This window comes from Flavobacterium segetis (assembly GCF_900129575.1).
Classification (GTDB): Bacteria; Bacteroidota; Bacteroidia; order Flavobacteriales; family Flavobacteriaceae; genus Flavobacterium; species Flavobacterium segetis.
Genome location: NZ_FQWE01000005.1, coordinates 156,780 through 180,171 on the forward strand (window position 1 = coordinate 156,780; position 23,392 = coordinate 180,171).

Annotated in this window: 24 protein-coding genes; 9 read left to right on the forward strand and 15 right to left on the reverse strand. The window is 31.3% G+C overall.

The features are described from left to right. Positions 1-756, forward strand: a complete 756-nt coding sequence (locus BUA99_RS08730; protein WP_072990973.1) for a glycoside hydrolase family 16 protein — start codon at positions 1-3, stop codon at positions 754-756. A gap of 747 nt (positions 757-1,503) precedes the next feature. Then, positions 1,504-2,088, forward strand: coding sequence for an RNA polymerase sigma factor (locus BUA99_RS08735; protein WP_072990976.1), 585 nt, complete (start codon positions 1,504-1,506; stop codon positions 2,086-2,088). A 275-nt stretch (positions 2,089-2,363) separates the two neighbouring features. On the opposite strand, the gene BUA99_RS08740 is transcribed toward BUA99_RS08735, so the two are convergent. Continuing rightward, positions 2,364-3,014 carry an endonuclease III domain-containing protein gene (locus BUA99_RS08740; protein ID WP_072990978.1) on the reverse strand — a complete coding sequence of 217 codons (651 nt, stop codon included), beginning with the start codon at positions 3,012-3,014 and terminating at the stop codon, positions 2,364-2,366. 238 nt (positions 3,015-3,252) lie between these two features. On the opposite strand from BUA99_RS08740, the gene bcp reads away from it, so the two are divergent. Then, complete coding sequence (gene bcp / locus BUA99_RS08745; protein WP_072990981.1) at positions 3,253-3,705, forward strand: thioredoxin-dependent thiol peroxidase; 453 nt, start codon at positions 3,253-3,255, stop codon at positions 3,703-3,705. Positions 3,706-3,965: 260 nt separating this feature from the next. On the opposite strand, the gene BUA99_RS08750 is transcribed toward bcp, so the two are convergent. Both BUA99_RS08750 and BUA99_RS08755 read right to left on the reverse strand, forming a co-directional pair. Continuing rightward, a complete protein-coding gene (locus BUA99_RS08750; RefSeq protein ID WP_072990984.1) occupies positions 3,966-4,187 on the reverse strand; it encodes a hypothetical protein in 222 nt (73 codons plus the stop codon). Between the two features lie 885 nt (positions 4,188-5,072). Continuing rightward, positions 5,073-6,533 carry a nicotinate-nucleotide adenylyltransferase gene (locus BUA99_RS08755; protein ID WP_072990987.1) on the reverse strand — a complete coding sequence of 487 codons (1,461 nt, stop codon included), beginning with the start codon at positions 6,531-6,533 and terminating at the stop codon, positions 5,073-5,075. Between the two features lie 94 nt (positions 6,534-6,627). Here BUA99_RS08755 and BUA99_RS08760 point away from each other — a divergent pair, with 94 nt between their 5' ends. Both BUA99_RS08760 and BUA99_RS08765 read left to right on the forward strand, forming a co-directional pair. Then, on the forward strand, positions 6,628-7,392 hold the full coding sequence (locus BUA99_RS08760; protein WP_072990990.1) for an MBL fold metallo-hydrolase: 765 nt from the start codon (positions 6,628-6,630) through the stop codon (positions 7,390-7,392). 10 nt (positions 7,393-7,402) lie between these two features. Next, a complete protein-coding gene (locus tag BUA99_RS08765; RefSeq protein WP_072991464.1) occupies positions 7,403-7,909 on the forward strand; it encodes a hypothetical protein in 507 nt (168 codons plus the stop codon). Between the two features lie 61 nt (positions 7,910-7,970). On the opposite strand, the gene BUA99_RS08770 is transcribed toward BUA99_RS08765, so the two are convergent. From BUA99_RS08770 to BUA99_RS08785, 4 genes are all read right to left on the reverse strand, one after another. Then, positions 7,971-8,621 carry an alpha/beta hydrolase gene (locus tag BUA99_RS08770; protein ID WP_072990993.1) on the reverse strand — a complete coding sequence of 217 codons (651 nt, stop codon included), beginning with the start codon at positions 8,619-8,621 and terminating at the stop codon, positions 7,971-7,973. A 73-nt stretch (positions 8,622-8,694) separates the two neighbouring features. Continuing rightward, positions 8,695-9,021 (reverse strand): hypothetical protein, encoded by a 327-nt coding sequence (locus BUA99_RS08775; protein ID WP_072990996.1) that lies wholly within the window; start codon positions 9,019-9,021, stop codon positions 8,695-8,697. Between the two features lie 3 nt (positions 9,022-9,024). Next, positions 9,025-10,278: a dihydroorotase gene (locus BUA99_RS08780; RefSeq protein ID WP_072990999.1), complete on the reverse strand. Its 1,254-nt coding sequence runs from the start codon at positions 10,276-10,278 to the stop codon at positions 9,025-9,027. 32 nt (positions 10,279-10,310) lie between these two features. Next, positions 10,311-12,239, reverse strand: coding sequence for a vWA domain-containing protein (locus BUA99_RS08785; protein ID WP_072991002.1), 1,929 nt, complete (start codon positions 12,237-12,239; stop codon positions 10,311-10,313). A gap of 306 nt (positions 12,240-12,545) precedes the next feature. Here BUA99_RS08785 and BUA99_RS08790 point away from each other — a divergent pair, with 306 nt between their 5' ends. After that, positions 12,546-13,658 carry a lactonase family protein gene (locus tag BUA99_RS08790; RefSeq protein WP_072991005.1) on the forward strand — a complete coding sequence of 371 codons (1,113 nt, stop codon included), beginning with the start codon at positions 12,546-12,548 and terminating at the stop codon, positions 13,656-13,658. A 54-nt stretch (positions 13,659-13,712) separates the two neighbouring features. Here the strand turns inward: BUA99_RS08790 and BUA99_RS08795 are convergent, their stop codons facing one another. The 3 genes from BUA99_RS08795 to BUA99_RS08805 form a co-directional block, all read right to left on the reverse strand. Beyond that, entirely contained in the window at positions 13,713-15,065 is a 1,353-nt protein-coding gene (locus tag BUA99_RS08795) for a DEAD/DEAH box helicase (RefSeq protein ID WP_072991008.1), read from the reverse strand. Positions 15,066-15,143: 78 nt separating this feature from the next. Beyond that, positions 15,144-15,908, reverse strand: a complete 765-nt coding sequence (locus tag BUA99_RS08800) for a TIGR02757 family protein (RefSeq protein ID WP_072991010.1) — start codon at positions 15,906-15,908, stop codon at positions 15,144-15,146. Between the two features lie 109 nt (positions 15,909-16,017). Then, positions 16,018-16,710: an ABC transporter ATP-binding protein gene (locus BUA99_RS08805; protein WP_072991013.1), complete on the reverse strand. Its 693-nt coding sequence runs from the start codon at positions 16,708-16,710 to the stop codon at positions 16,018-16,020. 145 nt (positions 16,711-16,855) lie between these two features. Between BUA99_RS08805 and msrA the strand changes: the two genes are divergently transcribed. Together msrA and BUA99_RS08815 are read left to right on the forward strand one after the other, a co-directional pair. Further along, positions 16,856-17,503, forward strand: coding sequence for a peptide-methionine (S)-S-oxide reductase MsrA (gene msrA, locus BUA99_RS08810; RefSeq protein WP_394333242.1), 648 nt, complete (start codon positions 16,856-16,858; stop codon positions 17,501-17,503). A 45-nt stretch (positions 17,504-17,548) separates the two neighbouring features. Beyond that, positions 17,549-17,848, forward strand: coding sequence for a hypothetical protein (locus tag BUA99_RS08815; RefSeq protein ID WP_072991016.1), 300 nt, complete (start codon positions 17,549-17,551; stop codon positions 17,846-17,848). A gap of 12 nt (positions 17,849-17,860) precedes the next feature. Here BUA99_RS08815 and BUA99_RS08820 read toward each other — a convergent pair whose 3' ends face one another. The 5 genes from BUA99_RS08820 to BUA99_RS08840 all read right to left on the reverse strand — a co-directional run bounded on the left by BUA99_RS08820 (position 17,861) and on the right by BUA99_RS08840 (position 22,785). Continuing rightward, complete coding sequence (locus tag BUA99_RS08820; RefSeq protein ID WP_072991019.1) at positions 17,861-18,163, reverse strand: DUF6787 family protein; 303 nt, start codon at positions 18,161-18,163, stop codon at positions 17,861-17,863. A 32-nt stretch (positions 18,164-18,195) separates the two neighbouring features. Next, positions 18,196-18,630 (reverse strand): DUF6146 family protein, encoded by a 435-nt coding sequence (locus BUA99_RS08825; protein WP_072991022.1) that lies wholly within the window; start codon positions 18,628-18,630, stop codon positions 18,196-18,198. A 771-nt stretch (positions 18,631-19,401) separates the two neighbouring features. Next, complete coding sequence (locus BUA99_RS08830; RefSeq protein ID WP_072991025.1) at positions 19,402-20,352, reverse strand: D-2-hydroxyacid dehydrogenase; 951 nt, start codon at positions 20,350-20,352, stop codon at positions 19,402-19,404. 210 nt (positions 20,353-20,562) lie between these two features. Next, complete coding sequence (serC, locus tag BUA99_RS08835) at positions 20,563-21,633, reverse strand: 3-phosphoserine/phosphohydroxythreonine transaminase (protein ID WP_072991028.1); 1,071 nt, start codon at positions 21,631-21,633, stop codon at positions 20,563-20,565. Positions 21,634-21,723: 90 nt separating this feature from the next. Continuing rightward, positions 21,724-22,785 (reverse strand): acyl-CoA reductase, encoded by a 1,062-nt coding sequence (locus BUA99_RS08840; RefSeq protein ID WP_072991031.1) that lies wholly within the window; start codon positions 22,783-22,785, stop codon positions 21,724-21,726. A 133-nt stretch (positions 22,786-22,918) separates the two neighbouring features. Between BUA99_RS08840 and BUA99_RS08845 the strand changes: the two genes are divergently transcribed. Beyond that, entirely contained in the window at positions 22,919-23,269 is a 351-nt protein-coding gene (locus BUA99_RS08845; protein WP_072991034.1) for a 4Fe-4S dicluster domain-containing protein, read from the forward strand. Positions 23,270-23,392: the final 123 nt, after the last annotated feature.

Genomic DNA, 23,392 nt, shown 5'->3' on the forward strand with positions numbered 1-23,392 from the left:
ATGAAAAAATATATAATAGTACTGCTTATCTCAAGCTTTTCTTTTGCACAGAACACTGGAAGAAATCTAGTCTGGGAAGAAAATTTTGATGATAAGATCTTAAATGAAAAAAATTGGAACTATGAGCTGGGTGATGGTTGTCCTAATTGCGGTTGGGGAAACAACGAAAGACAATTATATACCAGCAAAAATCATAACTTAGAGAAAAGCCAACTAGTCATTACAGCTAAAAAAGAAGGCGATATATACACTTCAACTCGATTGACTACTAAAGGCAAAAAAGAATTTCAGTACGGCCGTTTCGAAGCGCGAGCTAAGCTGCCCGTTGGTCAAGGAATCTGGCCTGCTTTCTGGATGTTAGGCTCTAATATTTCTGAAGTGGGCTGGCCTAAATGTGGCGAAATTGATATTTTAGAATATGTGGGTAAGGAACCTAATATGGTTTTCACCTCACTGCACACACAAGACAGTCACGGTAATACGATAAATACTAAGAAAACACGAATTGATACTATTGAAGAAGGATTTCACATTTATGCCGTGGAATGGACAAAAGACAAAATGGATTTCTATGTAGACGATAATTTAGTGTATACTTTCCAACCTGAAAATAAAACAGAGGCGATTTGGCCCTTCAATCAGCCCTTTTATTTGATTGTCAACATGGCTATAGGAGGAAATTTTGGAGGTCCAGAAGTTGATGATGCAATCTTTCCACAGGATTTTATTTTGGATTATATTAGAGTTTACCAGTAAATTAAAATCTGATAAAAGTAGTAAAGCCTAATTATTCATAAAATAATGAAGCTTTACTATTTGATATTACTATAGTATAACAATCATTGGACTGATGATTGAAAACGATAAAAATGAATGTCACAATTGCAGCTAAATTTAATATGATTGCTTTGTGCTAGATAGAATTCTTCGATTTCAAGACAATTTACATAAGTTTTCTTTGAAACTAAAACTATTTATAATCTATGATTAGATGATAAAATATATCTGCAAGCGAATTATGATATTCTACTAATTAGAAAATAATATACAATTAAAGCATAGGTTAAATTTGTTCGGACAAATACGTTATTTTCTGAGATCATTTTTTTTAAAATATTGAGTGTCTCGAAAGATTATTTCATAGTTTAACGAAATTCGATATAATATCTGCGTAAAAGATAGTCAAAAGTTTCAAAAATTTCAAAAATTTCAAATCAAAATAATCCAGATTAAAGCTTTATTCAATTTCCCTTTTTTCTTTGTAAATATTATTAAAAGCATATGGTAATCAATAAAAAATTAATCAGAAAATATAAATAAAAGACAAAAATATTTAATAAAATTTAGTTAAGTTATGTTAAATTTTATTATTTTTACTTGTATGTTCAAACATTATTGTATTAAATTTGAGCAATTGTTAAATCTAATTCATTAAAGCCTATATTATAAAACTACTTTTTAGAGCAATCTTATAATTTTAATTAAAAACTAAAAAGTATTAATATGGTTAATATACAACTCCCAGACGCTACATTAGTGACGCAATACATCGCCGGTGATGAAGATGCGTTAGCGATTTTGATAAAAAGGCATCAATCAAAAATTTATGGATTTATTTATTCTAAAATACCAGATAGAGAGGTCACTAATGATGTTTTCCAAGATACTTTCATCAAAGTCATAAAAACTTTAAAATCAAACTCCTATAATGAAGAAGGTAAATTTTTACCATGGGTTATGCGCATCTCACATAATTTAGTGGTGGATCATTACCGAAAAAATAAGAAAATGCCAATGTTTAGAGAGACAGAGGAATTTTCTATTTTTTCTATCATGTCTGACGATTCCTTAACTATCGAAAATAAAATCATTGCCGACCAAGTACAAATGGATTTAAAAAAATTGATTGAAGAATTACCGGCTGATCAAAAAGAAGTTTTAGTAATGCGAATGTACCAAGATATGAGTTTCAAAGAAATATCTGAATGTACCGGAGTAAGTATCAATACTGCGCTAGGACGAATGCGATATGCATTAATGAATTTGAGAAAAGTGATTGATAAACATCAAATTGTTTTAACCAATTAACAATATACTACCTTTTGTTGCGTTGTAATAGAAAACAAATTCTATTATTTTATGGCAAAAATTTACTCAAAAAAATTACTGATTTCTGCATCGATGAAACCAAGTAATGAGACAATTTCATTTTTATTAAGCTATTCAAAAGCGCTCAGTATAATAAAAATTAAAAACACTAATTTCGAGATTATTGTGAATTAAAACAATTTAAAAAGAAAGTTCACTTTTTAAGTGTTGATAAACTAAAAACGCCACTATTTTAGTGCAAAAATGGTGGCGTTTTATTTTTTTGCGTAAGCTTTAAGAACCGTTTTTCTCCCAATGGTTTTTGTAATAATATCTTTTTCTAAATTCCAGCCGCGAGCTGGCGAATATTCTCTTCCATACCAAATAATTTGCAAGTGCAAATCATTCCAAATTTCTTCTGGAAAAATTCGTTTTGCATCTTTCTCCGTCTGAACAACATTTTTTCCATTTGTAAAATTCCAGCGATACATCAGTCTATGTATATGTGTATCAACCGGAAAAGCGGGAACTCCAAACGCTTGTGACATCACCACACTTGCGGTTTTATGCCCCACAGCAGGTAATTCCTCTAGAAATTCAAAACTTTGAGGTACTTCGCCACCATGCTTATCGATTAAAATATGTGATAAGCCATGAATTCCCTTCGATTTCATTGGCGACAAACCACATGGTCGAATAATTTCCTTAATTTCTTCCACTGACATTTTTATCATATCGTAAGGGTTATCAGCCTTGGCAAAAAGCAAGGGTGTAATTTGATTCACACGCACATCAGTGCATTGTGCTGATAGTAAAACCGCAATCAACAATGTGTAAGGATCTTTATGTTCAAGCGGCACTGGAATTGTTGGATATAGTTCTTTTAACGTATTTATAACAAAACTTACCCTTTCCTGTTTGTTCATTTTTGTATTTTTAGCACCGTAAAAATAGTTTAATTTTAATTATGTGCCTAATCCAGCTGTTCCTTGCAAGACCTGCTTCAAAAAACTTTTTTTCTATCTTTATAAAGGAGCTTCCTGCCGGTCGCTCTTTATAAACAAGAAAAAATAGCTTTTTTCAGTCCGGGCTTTTCATTTCCATCTGGGGCAGAAACAGCAGTTTAAGTTCAACTTTATCCAATCAATTAAATAGTTAAATAATATGATAACATTAAAAAAAGGAGACAAGGCTCCTGATTTTTCAGCGCTTGATCAAGATGGAAAATCACATCAACTAGCTGATTATGCTGGTAAAAAATTAGTAGTTTTCTTTTACCCAAAAGCAAGCACACCAGGATGCACCGCCGAAGCCTGTGATCTAAGAGATAATTTTGAGCGTTTTCAAGCTAATAATTATGAATTGCTGGGTGTCAGTGCTGATTCTGCTAAAGCGCAGTTAAAATTTAAAGACAAGTATGAATTTCCTTTTCCACTTTTAGCGGATGAAGATAAATCAGTCATTCAAGCTTTTGGGGTTTGGGGACCAAAAAAGTTCATGGGAAAAGAATACGATGGCATCCATAGAACTACTTTTGTGATTGACGAAAACGGAATTATAGAAGATGTAATCGAAAAAGTAAAAACTAAAGAACACGCGTCGCAAATTTTAAAGTAATGCTATTAATATTTTAACATTTTTTATTAGCATTTAATGCCAAAGACGAGATTCATATGTTTGATCAATTGAATGGATTACCTTGCACACTCGGATAATATCTGCAATCATGTTTCTTTGGAATGGCGTGCTGTAAATAAATATATAATAGTTATTTATTGATGGTTTCTTACTAATTGGTAATAGTATAAATTTAAAATCAAGCATAAAAAACCTCGATAAAAATACTATCGAGGTTTTTGAGTTTCAAATTACCATTATTAATTGTCTATATTTTTACGAGAATCGGTTGATTCTACTTTATTTTTAAATAATTTTTTAAAAATAAAATACCAAATCAATCCAAAAAAGATTGCATTAAAAATAAATTTAGACAATTGAAATTCTTTACCATCATAATAATCTAAGCCAGCCATGATAACGGTGTAGGTTAACCCAGCAGTTAACATTGATATTAAAATTTTTAATGGGTTTTGTTTCATTTTTTACGCTCAAATTAGTTATTCAAATATAAATTATATATTCCTGATCGCTTTAAAAATAAATCACATTAAATCCTAAATTTTCTTAAGATCTTAATTGAATTATATTTTTATTTGGATTAAGTCTGCAAAATGGATTTTCGTTTGTGACTTATCTATTTCCTGACCATAAAAATTTCAAATGTTTTTTTACTATTGGTCAGGATATTTACTACATTATCATTGTATGCAACGAATTAATAGAATTTCCAATACAGTTAAAGTAGTAAATTGCATATTTAGAAAGTTACTTATTTTCTGGAATATAAAATCTCTGTAAATGAAAACATTTAATTCTCCAGAATCACATTTTTGATAGTCGAAAACAGAGTAATTTATGGGGTAAATGATTAATTTTACATGACAAACTTTAGAATATGCTTTATAATTTTATATTAACACTATTTACCTTTTAAAAATAGACCGAACTAATGTAATGTGTAGTCAATATTATCATACTTTAATGGTAAGAATTGCAGTTTAGAGAATACCTTTTTAAGATTTATCCTTCTTCAGAATGAAAAATTAGACGGCAATCAATGGAAGTAAAAATTTATTAATGCACACTAATTATAAGCGCTCCCGACTGAAAATTGCGATTAATTTGAAATTCTGTTTTTTTTGCCCCTGACAGCAGTGGTAGCCCTGATTGAAAAAGCTCTATTTTATGGGAGAAGCAAAGCGACCGGAGGAAGCTCTTGCTTTGACCTAATAAAATATAGCTTTTGATTGAAGGCTATAGCGTATGGCGGGTTTGGGCTTTAATAACATAAAAAAAAGCTGAGAAAATATAAAGTACTTCTTGGACTTTATAAGATTAAAATTTTTGTTGTTTACGCTTGGATTTTAATTTATTTCTTTTAAAACTTTATTAGGATCATATCCAAAAAGTTGGTGTTCCTTGATGATTTCTGAAATTCCTGACGGAAGCATAAATTCCCAACCTGGTTTTCCATTATTGATCATATTTAAAACTTCGCGAGAGAAAACTTCCAAGATTGAATGATCGTAATCGTCGATATCTACTACTTTTCCATTGAATTTAAAAAATTTATATAACTCTTTCATTCTTGGATGTACCTTTAAAGTATCTGAAGTAATTATTTCGCCATCTTCACCAATCATCGGATATAAGAAAACCTTCATGTCGCGGTAAAACAATTTACCAAAAGCCTCTAATATGCCACCACTCAAATGGCGGTAATATTTCTCGTCGAAAATATCTACTAAGTTATTTACGCCCATAGCAAGTCCCATTCTGGCTTTGGTATAATTAGAGAAATATTCAACAACTTTATAATATTCCTGAAAATTTGAAATCATAACCGTTTGTCCAAGAGAACAAAGTAATTCAGCACGATCCATAAAATCACGTTCGTCAATTTCGCCGTCAGATCGAAGGTTAGATAGTGTGATCTCAAAAACTACCAAAGTGTTTTCTTTCTCTACTTTATTTTCATCTAAGAACATTTTTAGTGATTTCTCATACATGTCCATATTTACCTTTGTAACAGGACGAAAACTTCCTCTAAAAGCTAATATGTTTTTTTTGTATAAAATTGCAGCAGGAAGAATATTTACTCCATCAGGATTAAACATTACAGCATCAGTCATTCCGTTTTTTACTAGTTGTAAACTCATCAAGCGATTATCAACATCAGCAAAACGGGGTCCTGAAAAATTGATAGTGTCAATCTCTAATTGATCTTTATCTAAATGATCGTATAAATAACGCAGTAATCTTTTTGGATCATTATACTTGTAAAATGCTCCATAAATTAAATTTACACCAAGAGTTCCAAGAGTTTCTTGTTGCAAACGCACATCAGTTTCTTTAAATCGAATATGGATAATTATTTCATTATATTCTTCTTCAGGTTCAATTTGGTAACTAATTCCAACCCAACCGTGTCCTTTAAATTGCTTTGCAAAATCGATTGTCGCAACAGTATTAGCATAACTAAAAAACATTTTATTAGGGTGTTTTTCTCTGCTCAAGCGCTGTTCCATCAAATTTACTTCATGGGAAAGCATTTTTTTGAGTCGGCTTTCTGTAACATATCGCCCATCTTCTTCAATACCATAAACAGCATCACTAAAATCTTTATCATAAGCAGACATCGCTTTTGCAATCGTGCCAGAAGATCCACCAGCTCTAAAAAAATGTCTTACAGTTTCTTGTCCAGCTCCGATTTCAGCAAAAGTACCGTATATGTTTTCATTCAAGTTTATACGAAGTGCTTTGTCTTTTACGGAAGGGATTTGTTCGATGATTCGATCCCCTTTTAATTTTATTTCTGTATCCATTTTCTTTTAATATGGCTAATATGTTGCAAAGTTAATGAAATAGCTTTCTAAAGGAAGATAATTAATCCTATTTTTGTAAATAAAAACAAAAAATTTGAAGGCATATTTTTTAGGAACTGGTACCTCACAAGGGATTCCTGTTATAGGTAGCAATCATCCTGTTTGCAAAAGCATTGATCTTAAAGATAAAAGGCTACGAGTGTCCATTTGGATTTCATGGGATAATTATTCTTATGTTATCGATTGTGGACCTGATTTTAGACAGCAAATGCTTTCGTCTGATTGCCAAAAAGTAGATGGAATTTTATTCACTCATGAACATGCAGATCATACGGCCGGTATAGATGACATTAGACCTTTTAATTTTAAGCAAGGTGAAATTCCAATTTATGCTCACGAGCGAGTAATCAAAAATCTCAAACAGCGTTTTGATTACGTATTTGAAACTGTGAATAAATATCCTGGTGCACCATCGATTCAAACTAATCAAGTTATAAATAATCTACCTTTTACGATTGGAAATAAGTTAGTAATTCCAATAAATGTAATGCATGGAAATCTACAAGTTTTTGGTTATCGAGTTGATGATTTTGCGTATTTAACTGATGTAAAAACCATCGAAAAAGACGAAATTTTAAAATTAAAAAATTTAAAAGTTCTGGTAATAAATGCTTTACGAGAAGAGCCTCATAATACGCATTTCAATTTGAAAGAAGCCTTAGATTTTATAACTTTGCTACAGCCAGAAAAAGCGTATCTCACTCATATAAGTCATAATATGGGTTTTCATGAAGAAGTACAAAAAACGCTTCCTGACAATGTTTTTTTGGCTTACGATAACTTAGAAATTGACCTATAATTATTTCAAAATGAAAAAATCATTCTTACTTCTTTTATGCGTTCTCGCTCTTCTTTTTACCGTTTTTACTTATATGTTTTTGAGTAAACAGGTTCAATATGAGCAAGAAAGGTATAAAAAAACAACTACTAAGTTGCGCGACAGCATAAAACTAGTTAAAAACAAATTAACGGATGCCGATTATTTCTCCTTACAAAATAATGAAAATGCACAAAACTATTTTGATTCGACTAATGGTGGCAAAATTATCCAATATGAAAAATTAATTCCTGTTGTAACTGAAAAATTATTAGACTTAAACGCTAATCCAAAAGGTAATCCTTACACCGGACAGGATCAAATAGGTGCTAATAAATTCATTATTAATAAAGTAAAAGTACTAAACCATAGATGGATAATTGCTGATTTTAGTGATGGTGAATACTGGGGTGAAGTATTACTAAAATATTTTGTAAATGAGGATGAAAGTATTTCTTACGAAGTTATGCAGTCTTTATTGTATCAAAAACAAAAATAGTTTTTCAATACTATTTAAATCGCAGTTTGCTTCTGATTATATAAGAAAACTGCGATTTAATTTATTTTTGTTCCAACAACCAATTTTTTAAATCGTAAAAATTTTGCGGTGCAACACCATGACCTATTGGGTATTCTTTATAGGTTACAGCAATTCCTAAATTTTCTAATATTGCGGGAGTTTTTCTTGCCCATGCTATAGGTATAACTTGATCTACTGTTCCGTGCGAAGCAAATATTTTTAAATTAGAAAGAGTATTTTTAAGATAATCATCTGCAACTATATCTAAATTCAAATAACCACTCATTGCAACCACTCTTTGAACTTTTTCTGGATAAGAGAGCGCTACTGCATAACTTAAAATCGAACCTTGACTAAAACCTATTAGTGAAACGTCGTTAGCATTGATAGGATATTTTTGAACTAATTCATTGATAAATTTTGCAATCAAATCGCGTGATGTTTTTGCTTGTTCATTATCAGAAAACTTATTTTGATCTGCGTCAAAATTAATTGCGTACCAAGCATAACTTCCGTACTGCATGTCATAAGGCGCACGCGCTGAAATGATATAATATGTCTCAGGAAGCTCTTCGGCAAAGGAGAATAAATCAGCTTCATTGCTTCCGTAACCATGTAGTAGAAGTAATAAAGGATTTTTATTTAAAACTACTTTAGGTTCTCTTATTTTGTATGCTAATGATAAATTCATTTTGTGTATTGATTTGAAATCGTTTTGTGTTTATGAAATGCTAGATACGATTGTGTAAATTTTAAATTGAAAGTTAGGATATGCTAGCAAGCCATTTTTGATAAAAAGTACCAAGTAGAGGAACTGGTTTGATTTCTCCTTTAATAGCGCTCGTAATTCCGTATGACCATAACACTAAAATAAAAACCCACATAGGAGCAGATATCATTAGACTATCAAAATTACTAATAATAAGTCCAAGTGAAATAAAAGTGAGCGTTATTCCAAGCCCTTGCCTGATATGAAAGGAAGCAAATTTATTTTTATCTTCAGAATTCATAGACATTGCTATAAAAACCCCTATTCCTAAAATATAACTGGTTATAGCTGCCGTTTTTCCTTTTTCTATACTGTTATCCATTATTTATGATAAAATTAATTGGTTTTGATTTATAATTCCGTAAACTTTTCCTTGCATTTCCGTTCCTAAAAAAATCGAATTTTTGGATTTTGACAGAATAGATTTTTTTGTAAAAGTGCTTTTTGGTTCTGGATTAAAAAATGTTAAGTTTGCTTTTGAACCTTCATTAATACTGTGCATTTCGATGCCAAATCTTAATTTTCCAGTCGTAATCTTTTCGATGAGTCTGTCTAATGGTAAAACGGTCATCAAAGCTCCAAACGCAGTTTCTAAACCAATTGTTCCAGTTCTTGCACCATCGAATTCCATTTTTTTATGTTCGATATCAATCGGATTATGATCTGATGTGATCATGTCAATAGTGCCATCTTTTAATCCTTCTATTAAAGCAACCCTATCGACTTCAGTTCGTAGTGGTGGAGAAACTTTATATCTGGTGTCAAATTCCTCTAGTTTATCATCAGTCAATACTAAATGGTGAACAGCAACGCTGCATGACACATTTAAGCCTTTGGCTTTAGCTTCTCTAATTATTTGAACTGACTTTTCAGTAGAAATGGTTGGTATATGTAACTTTCCTCCGGTGTATTCTAATAAAAATAAGTTTCTTGTAATTTGTAATTCTTCTGCTAGATTTGGAATACCTTTTAAACCCAATCGTGTGGAAACAATCCCTTCATTGGCCACTCCATTTCCTTTGATACTTTCGTCTTGTGAAAATGTGATTAGTAGTCCATCAAAATCCTGAACGTATTGTAGCGCAATTTTTAGTAGATTAGAATTGCTTAAACTTTTATTATAATCGCCAAAAGCAACTGCACCTGCTTTTTTCATATCATACATTTCAGCCATGTCATTTCCTGCACTTTCTTTCGTTAACGCACCAATAGGAAATAATTCTGTTGCAAATCCCACTGCTTTATTCAGGACAAAATTCACTTGAGATTGATTGTCAATAATAGGATAGGAGTTGGGTTGTAAAGCGATAGCAGTAAATCCGCTTTTAGCCGCTACAGTTAGTCCATTAGCTATTGTTTCACGGTCTTCAAAGCCTGGTTCACCTAGAGAGACGCTACTATCAAACCAGCCCTGGGAAACATGTAAATTTTCTAATTTGAGTTCATCATAATTTTCAGTGTTAGCAAGCGATTTATCTATTTTTTTTATAAAACCATCAACTATTAAAAGATCAATCGTTTTATTGTGAAAAGGGCTTGTTGAGTCGATAATTTTGGCCTCTCTAATGACTAATTCCATGCTTATTTGTTAATTATTATGAAGTTTTATTTTTACTTTATGAATCTTATAATTGCCATTTCAGTTAATACAAATAACAGTGCAAAGATAACAAACCATTTCCAGATTTGATTATCAGTTCGATCAGTTTGTAACGTGTCAAAAAGAGATTTTATCGATACGAATGTTTTATAATTGGAGCGTATATTTCCATTGGCTGAAGCCAAATTACTTTCCGTTCGGGCGTAATTGAAACTGATGTTTTCTATTAGTTCTTTTTTATTGAAAATAGTAAAATTACCTGCTTGTTGTGGATAATCACCAAAAGTCATTTTTACCTTATTATTTAAAATTTGCTGTACCGGGATAAATTGCTCCTCTTTGTTTTTGATAGTCAAAATAGCATCTTTACTCAGTGATGCTTCGGTAAAGTATGGATCATTGTTTCCTATGAATAAGGCGTTGACGCCATTATTTTGATTATAAGTTGCTATTTTATAAAAAGTGGGAACAATAAGCGGAGATTGTTGGAAATTAGAATTTTCTATATTTATAGGTGCTGCAAAAATCGCGACTTTACCAAGTGGATTATTAGTAGAAGTTAAAAAGTTAGATTGATCTTCATAAGATAAAACAGCAGGGTAAGAGCTTGACAAAGAAAAGGATTTTTTAGTCTTTGGATATTGAAAGTTAATTACTTTTTTCTCAAAAACACTGTTATAAACGGGATGACTAAAATTGATTTTAGTGATGAGTTTTTCTATGTTTTCAAGCGAATTAAATTTTATTTTTCCAAAATTTGCAATTAATGTATTTAAATTTGAAACGGAACAAATCGCCGAAGGAATAACAATTAAATTACCTCCTTTTTCCACGAAAGATTTCAAGGTTGTGATTAATGCTTGCGGAATTTCATCGAGTTCGTTTAATACTATAGCATCTTGTTCTTCTAATTTATTATAATCTAATGTACTTAACGTGTACGAATTAAAATTAAATTCTTCAGAGGTATAAATTCGGGAAAGAAAAGTGTTCTTTGCAAGATCACCAATAGCAATTACATTTGTTTTTTGAGCCTTAGAAATGCTGAAATAAAGTACATTATCGTAATTCAAACCGTTGTCATCGATAGTAACGTAACCGTGAAACGCTTGTTTAGGAATTGTGAAATTTATACTCTTTTTTCGAGTGTCAAGGGTAATAGTCGTTTTTGCAATAAGTGCGTTATTGTTATATAAAGAGATAGGTTTAGGATCAAAGTCTTCGCCATAATTTGATAATTGAACACTTATTTCATAGAACTGGTCTAAAGTTTTTTGAATAAAAACACTATCAATTGATATGTTATTGTTTTTAACTGCTTTGGGTACTATAAAAATGGGAGCGTCTAATTTATCATTATCTTGCAATTGTTTGCTGTTTATTCCAATACCGTCTGTTATTACTACAATATCCTTTTTAAATGGTGTTTTGTGTGCTTCTAGTTTCGCTATTATATTATCCAGTTTAAAAGCTGTTGCACTATATTGTATATTTTGAAGTTCGCCACGAATGGATTTTATGTCGGTGTTCCAATAGCTTTCTGTATTAGTAAGCAATGAAAAGTTTAGGTTTTCTGGTGTTTCTTCAAGCAAATCTTGAACGGCACGTTTTAGTAACTCTCCTTTTTTCCCTTTGGCCTGCATGCTAAAAGAATTATCTAGTATGATATACAATTCATTATTTGCATTTTTACTTTCTTCAGATTCAAAAAAAGGTTGCGCAAAAGCAAAAATAATACAGGTTAGCAAAAATAATCGACTAGTTAGTAGTAACCATTTCTTAACCTTAGAACTTTTTCTCGTTTGAATGGTTAGCGCTTTTAAAAATTGCACATTAGTAAAATACTCCTTTTTAAAACGGCGTAATTGAAATAAGTGAACTAAAACGGGAACAATTAAAGCAAATAGAAAGTATAGAATTTCGGGATTTTTAAAATGCATTCTCGTGATAGATTTACTTCATTGTTTTTTCATTTCAATGAAGTTTATTGAATTTTATCAGCGAAAATACAAATTTGTTTATTGTTTTTTGAAATGAAACTCATTAATTGTACTAAATGACGAAGTTTCTAAAGCTTATTTACAAATTATCTTAGGTTAATTTTATGTCTCTAGAACACTTAAGTAAATTTATATTTCAGTGAAATTAGTTTCTAAATTCTGTTCAAATATATGTTTTGAAAGAAATAGTTTTTTATTTTTGGTAATTATTTAAAGCGTTTTTAGCTTTTCCACAAATTTATTATCATGAAAAATTCTCTCTTCCTTTTTTTATTCTTGTGTGCTTTTGTTAACTCGCATGCACAACACAATAAACTTAACTTATTAATTGGAACTTACACTACAAAATGCGACAGTAAAGGTATTTATGTATATGATTTTGATTCAAAAACAGGGGATTTTAATTATAAAAACGCAACAGAAAATGTAATTAATCCGAGTTATTTGACAATTTCAAAAGATAAAAACTTTGTCTATGCTGTTAATGAGAATGGAGCGAATAGCACGGTAAGTTCTTTTAAATTCGAATCAAATACTGGAAAATTACACTTTTTGAATAAGGAAAATTCTAAAGGTGAGGATCCTTGTTACATAATAGATGATAATAAAAATGTGATAGTTGCTAATTATTCGAGCGGAACTATTGCTGTTTTTGGGAAAGAAAGTAATGGCAGTATTTCAAAAGCTAAACAAGTGATACAGCATTACGCAATAGGGCATAATTCTTACCGACAGGAGAAACCGCATGCACACATGGTTTACTTTTCGCCAGATAACAAATATGTTTTAGCAAATGATTTAGGTATTGATAAGGTTTTTTCTTATGCGTATAATCCTGATTCATCTGATGAAATTTTGAAAATTAAAGACAGTATATCTGTAAAATCCGGAAACGGCCCGCGACATTTAATTTTTAGTAAAAACGGAAAATTTATTTATCTTTTAAATGAGCTTGCTGGATCAATAACAGTTTTTAGTTATTTTAATGGAATTTTGAAACAAAAAGGAGAAAATAGCCTGATTTCTAAAGATTTTATAGGTACCATAGGTGCTGCAGATATCCATATCTCTCCTGATGGAAAATTCCTTTACGCTACAAATCGAGGAACTGCCAATAATATTTCGACTTTTAAAATTTTTAAAAATGGAAGATTAAAATTTGTAGCGCAAAACAGTACGTTAGGAAAAGGACCAAGAAACTTTGTTATTGATCCAACTGGAAATTTTCTTTTAGTAGCACATCAATACACAAATGATGTAGTTATTTTCAGGCGAAATAAAAAAAATGGAAAGCTAACGGACACTAAAAAGAAGATTAATTTATGTTCGCCAGTTTGTCTAGTCTTCTCTGAAAAATGAAAAATAAATAATTTAAAAGCTAATCACGGAAAATTGATAACTACTTTAAGACCACTATTTATTTTTATCTTTTCTTTTTTTATCTCTTGTTTTTACCATGTTTCTGTTCACCGATCCATGCGTTTTTTTCTTAGTTACGCCGGGACCGCCTAAGTTTACTTTTTTATTCTTTTTACTTTTTTCTTGAAATGCACCGTCTCCATCTAATTTTTGTTTTTTCATTAAAAACTTAATTGGTTGACGGTCTTTTTCAGGTTCTATTAATTTTGATGAGATTTCTACAGTTTCAGGGAATTCCTCAATTGACAATTCCATATTCATCAATACTTCAATTTCAACTTTGTATTCCTCTTCTCTGGGAGCAATCAAACTGATAGCAGTTCCCTTAGCGTCAGCACGACCTGTTCTACCTATTCTATGCATATACAGTTCAGGCATTTCAGGCATTTCAAAATTGACAACATGAGTAATATTAGAAATATCTAAACCTCTAGCCATAATATCAGTGGTAATCAAACCACGTAAATTTCCTTCTTGAAATGAAGCCATGGTACTTAAACGATAATTCTGTGATTTATTAGAGTGAATCACTCCAAATTGATCTTCAAAATCCTCCTCAATACGCTCCTGAACTAAATCAGCAATTTTCTTATTATTCACAAATACTAAAACACGACTCATGTCTTCGTTATTATGCAATAAGTGCTTTAAAAGGTTTATTTTAGTATTGAAATTTGGAGCCTGATAGGTAATTTGTTTGATGTTTTCTAGTGGTGTTCCTGATGCAGAGAGCGTAACTTCTTCAGGGTAATCAAAATAATCATTTAAAATTGCATCTACTTCATCAGTCATTGTTGCTGAGAAAAGTATATTTTGGCGTTTTTTAGGCATCATAGCAAGAATAGCAGTCAATTGCGTACGGAAACCTAGATTCAACATTTCGTCGAATTCATCAATTACGAGTTTCTGCATTTCTTCAAACCGAATGACATTATCCAGCGTTAAATCCATTATTCTTCCAGGAGTTCCTACAAGTATGTCACAACCAGTGTAAACAATGGTTTTTTGAGTATTAATATTAACGCCACCAAAGATTCCAACGGTGCGAACTGACATATACTTTGTCAATTTTTCTACTTCCTCCACTACTTGAACAACTAGTTCACGAGTAGGAACTAGAATGACTATTTTAGGAGTATGTCCTGGCGTAAATTTGTATAATTTTAATAATGGAAGTAAATAAGCAAATGTTTTACCGGTTCCCGTTTGAGCAATACCCATCATATCTCTTCCCGACATAATTACCGAAAAAGTTTTTTGTTGAATGGGTGTAGGTGTTGTAAAGCCTAAATCATCAATTGATTTTTGTACTGATTTTGGAAGATTGAATTGCTCAAAAGTGCTCATAAAATGCTATTTTGTGCAAAGGTACGTTAAAAAAAAGTATTTCGGTATTATGAGCTTTTTAAACAACTTGTTGCATTTTTAAAATCCTTCAAAAACACCGAGTCCAAATAGCGCAAAATCGTATTTTACAGGATCTTGATTATCGAATTTTCGGAGTTGTAGATCTAATTCAGCAACCGCTTTTCCATCATTTTGTTTGCGATTTAACAGCCCTAATTTTCGCGCTACATTGCCAGAATGTACATCTAGTGGACAGGATAAGGCCGCTGGAGATATACTTTTCCAAATCCCTAAATCGACGCCTTTATTGTCTTGACGAATCATCCAGCGCAAATACATGTTGATTCTCTTTGCAGCAGAGTTATTCAAAGGATCTGAAACGTGTTTTTGTGTTCTATACTGATGTGGGATTTCGAAAAATAATTTCTTGAATTCATGAATGCTTTTTTGCATCGAATCGGCCTGCTGATTTTTATTAAAAACAGCTTCAAGTCCACCGTGGTTCAAATAGATATTTTGTAAACTTTGAATAAAACTAGCAAAATCATTTCCATTGAATGTTCGGTGCACAAAAGATTGTAACGTTTGTAAATCTTTATCAGAATGTGACATTACAAAATCAAAGGGCGCATTCCCCATTAATTCTAACATTTTATGCGAGTTACTGATAATCATTTTGCGATTTCCCCAAGCAATAGTTGCGCTTAAAAAACCTGCAATTTCAATATCTTCTTTTTGAGTAAAAAGATGTGGTATTTGTACGGGATCACTTTCTATAAATTCGAGTGTATTGTATTGAAGAACCTTTTCTTCAAGAAAATCTTTAAGTTCTGAATTAATCATAATTTAAAATGTAAACACTATTTTTTATTTGATAGCTATTTTATTCGTTTTTTAAAGCTAATTTGACATTACAACAAGCATAATTAGTGTTATATCTAATTGCAAAATCCTAATTGCTAATTTGACCATCAACCATAATTAATTTCCTGTCGGCCATATTAGCAAGATCTTCATTATGAGTAACAATCACAAAAGTTTGTCCTAATTCATCTCTTAATTTAAAAAAAAGTTGATGTAAATTTTCAGCAGAAGCAGTGTCTAAATTTCCAGAGGGCTCATCGGCAAGAATAATAGCTGGTTTGTTGATCAATGCTCGGGCTACAGCTACACGTTGTTGCTCACCGCCAGAAAGCTCGTTAGGTTTATGATTAATTCTATGCGATAAACCTAGATAGTCTAATAATTTTTTAGCTTCAATTTCTGTTTCTTGTTTGGATTTATTAGCAATAAAAGCGGGAATACAAACATTTTCTAAAGCCGTAAATTCAGGTAATAATTGATGAAACTGAAAGATAAAACCAAGATTTAAATTTCTGAATTTAGATAAAGTTTTATCATCCATAGTAAGAATATCTTGATCGTTAATCAATAGCGATGTTATTATTTTTTTATTTCTATCAGGATAATTAGGAGTTAGAATACTCGGTTTATCTAAAGTACCTAAAATTTGTAAAAGTGTTGTTTTTCCTGCGCCAGAAGCACCAACGATAGAAACAATTTCTCCTTCAGCAATATACAGATCAACGCCTTTTAATACGTGTAATTGATCGTAATATTTATGTAAATTTTTTATGGATATCATTTTTGACAATTTTTACAAAGAAACAAAGATTTTTATTAGAATGAATTGCGATAGTTGTTATTTTGCTAAGACAAACTATAAACTTTAGTTAATGACAGATACTTGGTTTTCATAAATATTTAACTTTGATGTAAATTAAAAAAAAATGAAAAAATTGACAGGACTTTTTTTTGCACTACTGCCTTTTTTTTCTTGTGCTAAAGAAAAGAATATTATAATGCCTAAAGTTTTAGAAACAAAAAATATGGAAATAGAAAAAGGAATTGAGGTAGCAACATTTGCTGGAGGATGTTTTTGGTGTACAGAAGCAGTTTTTTTAGAATTAACAGGAGTTAAAAAAGTTATTTCAGGATATATAGGAGGTACAACTGTAAATCCAACTTACAGTGAAATTGGAACTGGAAATACAGGACACGCTGAAGCTATTGAAATCACTTTCGATCCTACCGTAATAAGTTTTGGCGAGTTATTAGAAATATTTTTTGCAACTCATGATCCAACAACTTTAAATCGTCAAGGTGCTGATGTAGGAACACAATATCGAAGTGAAATTTTTTGTCATAATCCAGCACAAAAGCAATTAGCAGAGGATTATATCGCTTTGATGACAAGTGAAAACACATTTGGAAAGCCTATTGTAACTAAAATTTCTGATGCATCGAAATTTTATGTAGCCGAGGATTATCACCAAAATTATTATAATCAAAATAAAACGCAAGGATATTGTAGTTATGTTATTACACCAAAAATTGATAAATTGAAAAAGTTATATCAAAATAAACTTAAAAAATAATTGGCATTAGATTTGTTAGCTAAATAAAAATATTTAACTGATATGATGGAACAAGCTCAAGTGGTTAGCATTGATACAAATAAAACTAGAAATTTATTTTTAGGACTTTTGTTTGACAGCATTGGGATGTTATCTTTTACAATTCCATTTTTTGGCGAGTTTTCAGATGTTATTTGGGCTCCCATCGCTGGATTCTTAATGACATGGATGTACAAAGGGACAATTGGAAAAATAGGAGGAGTGATAACTTTTGTTGAAGAAATTTTACCTTTTTCTGATTTTATTCCCACATTTACACTGACTTGGATTTACAATTATCTGATAAAAAAACAAAACGCTTCTTAATTGAGGCGTTTTTTATGATTTAAAAAGAAATCCCAAACCTAATCTTTTAAGAATCTTCTTCTCAAAATTCCAGAAAAATTTAAATTGTCCAAAAAGAAATCCGATTGCAACTAATAGCACTTGGTAAATGGGAAAAATGACAATTAAACGGACAGGAGTAAACCACAAACTAAAATCTTCCTTTGTTATTCCAATCCAGAAGCAAAATGGTTTTGACAGCCATGCTGACGCGGAACCTGTGATTGCAAAAACGATAAATACAATTGTCAGTTGGAAATTGCTCTCGATTTTCCAACGCTCTTTGAGCTTTTTCATTATATATTCTAATTAACGCAAAGGTAATAACATTATCTTAAGGGTACATTACCGAACAGTTTTTGTTTGTAAGTGTTTTGGAAATACACCATATAATTGTAAATAAGATAATTTACTTCATAACCGTAATCAGTAATAGAATTATAATTAATTGTCATCTCATATAAATTTGGATTGTAACGCATCGGCTGTGAAGCTCTAATATTCCATTCCGTTACATACATTTGATTTTTGTTTTCAAGATACGCTTGAGAATAATAGTTCCGTGGTAGCGCTCGTGAATCTAGCCATGTATTAAAACCAGGGTCAATAATGATAACTTCATATTCGAGTTCTTCATTTGTAATTCTAATAGTATCATTTTTAGTTCCAGTCATTTGCTTTTTCTCACTGATTATTTTGTTAGAGGTAGAGCAACCAATGATAATACCAAGCATGATAATTAATATGTAAATGGTGTTTTTCATAATCTTTCCTATTTTACCATAAAATTACAAAAAAATAAACAACTGATTATTAGAAGGACGACATAAAAAATAGCCATTTTTTTAATCCAAATCACTTTAAGTGAATGATGAATGTATTTTATTTTTCAAATTGTTTTCCAAAAATTTCATCTATTGTACCGCCGTTTTTTAGTACAACATTCTAAGCATTTGAGAGATCTACTTTACCATCTGAATTTTGATTTAAACCAAATTGCGCACCATATTTTGAAATTGGGGCCATAATTGCAGAGTTTTGATCGTCACTGCCAGACAAAGCAATCACAATATGTAAACCATTGAAGCTAGAAGTATTAGTATTTTGTGTCTTTCATGTTAAAGTACCTAAAATTTAAGGCCTCCTATCAGCAGCAACTCCAGTGGCCATTTTGTTACTTAGACTAAATTTACCGCCAAGATTAATTGTTACTTAGGCAGTCATATTTTGAATAGTTGGGTTAGTACTATTTTAAACTTTATTTCTATTTAACAATTCGGCAAGCAACTCGACATCGCTCTCCGAAACCATTTTTTGTAGTCCAGAAAAAATCAAGCTAATGGTTTTAGTTATTACCGCTTCATTCTTTCTATTTGGAATAGCATAAGACTAAATAACAGTTGCTTTTCCCTTTAGCTTTGTTAATTGTAGTAATTGTTGAAACAATTTTTTATTTATAGGAGAAATTAAATTGAACTAAAAAAGGATTTACTAAACTAGTTAATAAATCCTTTTTTGTACTTAATTACTGAAATTTATTTTAGTAATTTAATTATTTGCGAGGCTAGCTCAGTACCTATTCTATCTTGTGCCTCTCCAGTTGCAGCCCCAATATGAGGAGTTAGAGAGATTTTGTGGTTCATTAAAATCGCCATTTCAGGATTGGGTTCATTTTCAAATACATCTAAACCAGCAAATAACACTTTTCCGCTGTCCAATGCTTTTACTAATGCAACTTCATCAATAACACCACCACGAGCACAATTTACAATTCCTACACCGTTTTTCATCATTGCTAATTCCTTTTCACTTATGATATAACCATTTTGTGCAGGAACGTGTAATGTGATAAAATCAGCTTCTTTAAACAAAGATTCTAATGACTGTGATACAATTGTAGTTGTTATGGATTGACCATCAAAGAAATCTACTTTTACATCAACTTGTGGAATGAAACTATCAGCTGCAATGACCTTCATGCCGAGACCTAAAGCCATTTTAGCAGTAGCTTGTCCAATTCGTCCAATTCCAACAATTCCAAGTGTTTTTCCTCTTAATTCAGTTCCGTTTGCGTATGCTTTTTTTAAACCATCAAAATTTGTATCCCCTTCTAAAGGCATATTTCTATTAGAATCATGTAAAAAACGAACACCTGAAAACAAGTGTGCAAACACTAATTCGGCCACTGACTCAGATGATGAAGCAGGCGTATTTATCACATGAATTCCTTTGCTTTTAGCATAGTCCACATCAATATTATCCATTCCAACACCGCCGCGGCCAATTATTTTTAATCCAGGACAAGCATCAATAATATCTTGGCGCACTTTTGTAGCACTTCTTACTAAAACTACAGTTACGTCATTATCATTTACAAAATTAGCCACTTGCTCTTGTGCTACTTTTGTAGTTATAACTTCAAATCCATTTTTTTCTAAAGCTAAAATTCCACTTTTTGAAATTCCATCATTGGCTAATACTTTCATTATTTATATTGTTGCGAGAAACAAAGTCATTTGGTTCTCAAAGTTAATTTTGTTATATTATTAAGGCTTATTTACTGCTATCCGCTGCAATCTTTTCATTAGCCGATAAAGGCTCAAAAAAAAATTTATACTACTATCAGAGCTAGCGTTTTCGTCAAGCTTTCTGTTTTTTTTTTATTGCAGTAACTCCTTGTTTACGAGAGTTTAAATTTAAATTTTAGATTCTAATTCTTTCATTACCTCTACTAATACTTGCACACTTTCTAACGGTAATGCATTGTACATTGAAGCTCTATAACCACCTACAGAACGATGTCCTGGTAATCCAGAAATCCCTGCGGCCTTCCACATGGCATCAAATGTAGCAGCATGATTTTCATCATTTAAAAGAAAAGTAGCATTCATATTAGATCTATCTTCTATAGCGGCAGCTCCCTTAAATAATGGATTTCTATCTATTTCAGTGTAAATCAATGCAGCTTTCGCATTATTAATTTTTTCAATTGCTGCTATTCCACCAAGGTTTTTCAACCATTGTAAAGTCAATAACGAAGCGTAAACAGGGAAAACGGGAGGAGTGTTATACATACTTTCGGCCTTAATGTGCTTTGCATAATCCAACATGCTAGGAATCACTCTGCCATTTTTACCTAGAATATCTTCTTTGATAATTACTAATGTCGTACCTGCAGGACCCATATTCTTTTGAGCTCCAGCATAAATAATATCAAATTTAGAAAAGTCGATAACTCTAGAAAAGATATCAGAACTCATGTCGCAAACTACAGGTATATCTACTGATGGAAATACCTTCATTTGCGTTCCAAAAATAGTATTATTACTTGTACAGTGAAAATAATCAGCATCATTTGGAACTGTGAATCCTTTTGGTATATGATTATAATTTTGTTCTTTTGATGATGCAACAACAACGGTTTCTCCAAAAAGTTTTGCTTCTTTTATTGCTCCATTTGCCCAAGTTCCTGTATCAAGGTAAGCAGCTTTACCGTTTTCTTTCATCAAGTTGTAAGGAACCATCAAGAATTCTAAACTTGCTCCACCAGCAAGAAAAAGAGCCTGATATCCTTTTCCTTGTAAACCTAAAAGTTCAAGCGCAAGTGCTCTAGCCTCATCCATAACTGCCACAAAATCCTTGCTTCTGTGTGATATTTCTAGGAGTGACAAACCTGAATTATTAAAATTTAAAATAGCTTGTGCTGATTTTTCAAAAACTTCTTGCGGTAAAATACAAGGTCCTGCGCTGTAGTTGTGTTTTTTCATGGTGTAGTTTAAATCCAAAAAATTAAAAAGCAAATTTCGGAAATCGGACTTTAAAAAATGGAAAATAATGCATAAATATTGAACATTTTATTAGTTTGTTGTTAACAAAAACGAAATAGTGTCTACATTATCAGCGTAATCCCATAAAGCAGGTTTTTGAGTTTGCCCAAAACTGATACTTTTTTGGATTAAATTATTACTAACAATACATTGTATTTTTTCATTTTCTTCTTCTAAACGATTTTCAAGTTCAGCTATGTTTTCATAATTTTCGTAGAACACGCTTGATATAGGTGAAGCATGGCTCTTATCTTCTTTCAAAGTTAAAAATCCGTTGTCAAGCAATTTAAAATTACTCATCAGGAATACTGCTTTGTTGTAATCGTAATTATTAGCATATTTTTCGTAATGAATAACATCTTGATACTCGAAAATTGCTTCAAAAAATGGAACAAAAGAATAGTCTTTTGGTACAAAAAGTTTAGAAACATTTCGACATCCTAGACCAAAATATCTAAAAATATCTTCCCCTAAGGCGGCTAGTTGTTCCTTTGTTTCACTGCCGTTTAAAACAGCTACCGAGTTTCGACTTTTTCTAATGATTGATGGTTTATTCTTGAAATAATATTCAAAGTAGCGAGCTGTGTTATTGCTTCCAGTAGCTATAACCATGTCAAAATTTTCTAATTTTCCATCTACGAAATTTATTTTAGCGACAAATTCTGACTCAACTGCAATCATATATTTGGCAAGAAAAGGAAGTAAATGCTGGTCATTTGATGAGGTTTTTATTAAAACTGTATTTCCAGTAATTAAAACGGATAAAAAATCGTGAAAACCCACTAACGGAATGTTTCCCGCAAGAATCAAAGCCACATTTTTCGATTTGTTATTTTCTAAATCGTATCCAGAAAGCCATTCATCTAAATTTTCCTCTGTTAATGCTTCTGCCCAAGACTGAATCGAGAAATAAACCTGTTGGGGTGTGTACCAACCATTATGAGACTGGGATAGTTGGATTAAATCTATAAATGCTTCAAAAAATATTTCATTATATAAAACGGATGGATTTTTAAGTGAATTATTCTCGGAAAATTGACTCAGAAATCTCCCTAATTCGACAAATACATTTTTTTTTGTTTCTAATGTCATAATGTTTGTTTATCAATTGTTTTGATTGTAATTTTGCACAAAAATAAGGATAAAGTAATTAGGCTTTGGTATAAAAAGACAAGTTTTAAAACGAACCCATGAACTTATTATTTATGCTTTAAAATAAACAACAATGGCAATTATAATAACAGACGAATGTATTAATTGTGGTGCCTGTGAGCCAGAATGCCCAAATACAGCGATATACGAAGGAGCAGACGATTGGAGATATAAAGATGGAACAAAACTTAAGGGTAAAGTAATATTGCCAGATGGAACAGAAGTGGACTCTGATGAGGCACAAACTCCTATTTCTGATGAAGTGTACTATATTGTTCCAGGAAAATGTACGGAATGTAAAGGGTTTCATGATGAACCGCAATGCGCTGCAGTTTGCCCTGTAGATTGTTGCGTTCCTGATGATAGTCATGTTGAGTCAGAAGAAACGCTGTTAAACAGACAAGCGTTTTTACACAACGAGTAGCTTGAATATTTAATTCAATTACAAAACCTATTTATTTTTTTGTAAATAGGTTTTTTTTTGTTCTATAGTAAATTAAATGTTTGCGGTTCTTGTAGTATTTCATTTTAAAAAAATATCTAGGCC

Coding starts and splice junctions, on each gene's coding strand:
- BUA99_RS08730 (WP_072990973.1), top strand. CDS start 1: ATGAAAAAATATATAATAGTACTGCTTATCTCAAGCTTTTCTTTTGCA.
- BUA99_RS08735 (WP_072990976.1), top strand. CDS start 1,504: ATGGTTAATATACAACTCCCAGACGCTACATTAGTGACGCAATACATC.
- BUA99_RS08740 (WP_072990978.1), bottom strand. CDS start 3,014: ATGAACAAACAGGAAAGGGTAAGTTTTGTTATAAATACGTTAAAAGAA.
- bcp (WP_072990981.1), top strand. CDS start 3,253: ATGATAACATTAAAAAAAGGAGACAAGGCTCCTGATTTTTCAGCGCTT.
- BUA99_RS08750 (WP_072990984.1), bottom strand. CDS start 4,187: ATGAAACAAAACCCATTAAAAATTTTAATATCAATGTTAACTGCTGGG.
- BUA99_RS08755 (WP_072990987.1), bottom strand. CDS start 6,533: ATGGATACAGAAATAAAATTAAAAGGGGATCGAATCATCGAACAAATC.
- BUA99_RS08765 (WP_072991464.1), top strand. CDS start 7,403: ATGAAAAAATCATTCTTACTTCTTTTATGCGTTCTCGCTCTTCTTTTT.
- BUA99_RS08770 (WP_072990993.1), bottom strand. CDS start 8,621: ATGAATTTATCATTAGCATACAAAATAAGAGAACCTAAAGTAGTTTTA.
- BUA99_RS08775 (WP_072990996.1), bottom strand. CDS start 9,021: ATGGATAACAGTATAGAAAAAGGAAAAACGGCAGCTATAACCAGTTAT.
- BUA99_RS08780 (WP_072990999.1), bottom strand. CDS start 10,278: ATGGAATTAGTCATTAGAGAGGCCAAAATTATCGACTCAACAAGCCCT.
- BUA99_RS08785 (WP_072991002.1), bottom strand. CDS start 12,239: ATGCATTTTAAAAATCCCGAAATTCTATACTTTCTATTTGCTTTAATT.
- BUA99_RS08790 (WP_072991005.1), top strand. CDS start 12,546: ATGAAAAATTCTCTCTTCCTTTTTTTATTCTTGTGTGCTTTTGTTAAC.
- BUA99_RS08795 (WP_072991008.1), bottom strand. CDS start 15,065: ATGAGCACTTTTGAGCAATTCAATCTTCCAAAATCAGTACAAAAATCA.
- BUA99_RS08800 (WP_072991010.1), bottom strand. CDS start 15,908: ATGATTAATTCAGAACTTAAAGATTTTCTTGAAGAAAAGGTTCTTCAA.
- BUA99_RS08805 (WP_072991013.1), bottom strand. CDS start 16,710: ATGATATCCATAAAAAATTTACATAAATATTACGATCAATTACACGTA.
- msrA (WP_394333242.1), top strand. CDS start 16,856: ATGAAAAAATTGACAGGACTTTTTTTTGCACTACTGCCTTTTTTTTCT.
- BUA99_RS08815 (WP_072991016.1), top strand. CDS start 17,549: ATGGAACAAGCTCAAGTGGTTAGCATTGATACAAATAAAACTAGAAAT.
- BUA99_RS08820 (WP_072991019.1), bottom strand. CDS start 18,163: ATGAAAAAGCTCAAAGAGCGTTGGAAAATCGAGAGCAATTTCCAACTG.
- BUA99_RS08825 (WP_072991022.1), bottom strand. CDS start 18,630: ATGAAAAACACCATTTACATATTAATTATCATGCTTGGTATTATCATT.
- BUA99_RS08830 (WP_072991025.1), bottom strand. CDS start 20,352: ATGAAAGTATTAGCCAATGATGGAATTTCAAAAAGTGGAATTTTAGCT.
- serC (WP_072991028.1), bottom strand. CDS start 21,633: ATGAAAAAACACAACTACAGCGCAGGACCTTGTATTTTACCGCAAGAA.
- BUA99_RS08840 (WP_072991031.1), bottom strand. CDS start 22,785: ATGACATTAGAAACAAAAAAAAATGTATTTGTCGAATTAGGGAGATTT.
- BUA99_RS08845 (WP_072991034.1), top strand. CDS start 22,919: ATGGCAATTATAATAACAGACGAATGTATTAATTGTGGTGCCTGTGAG.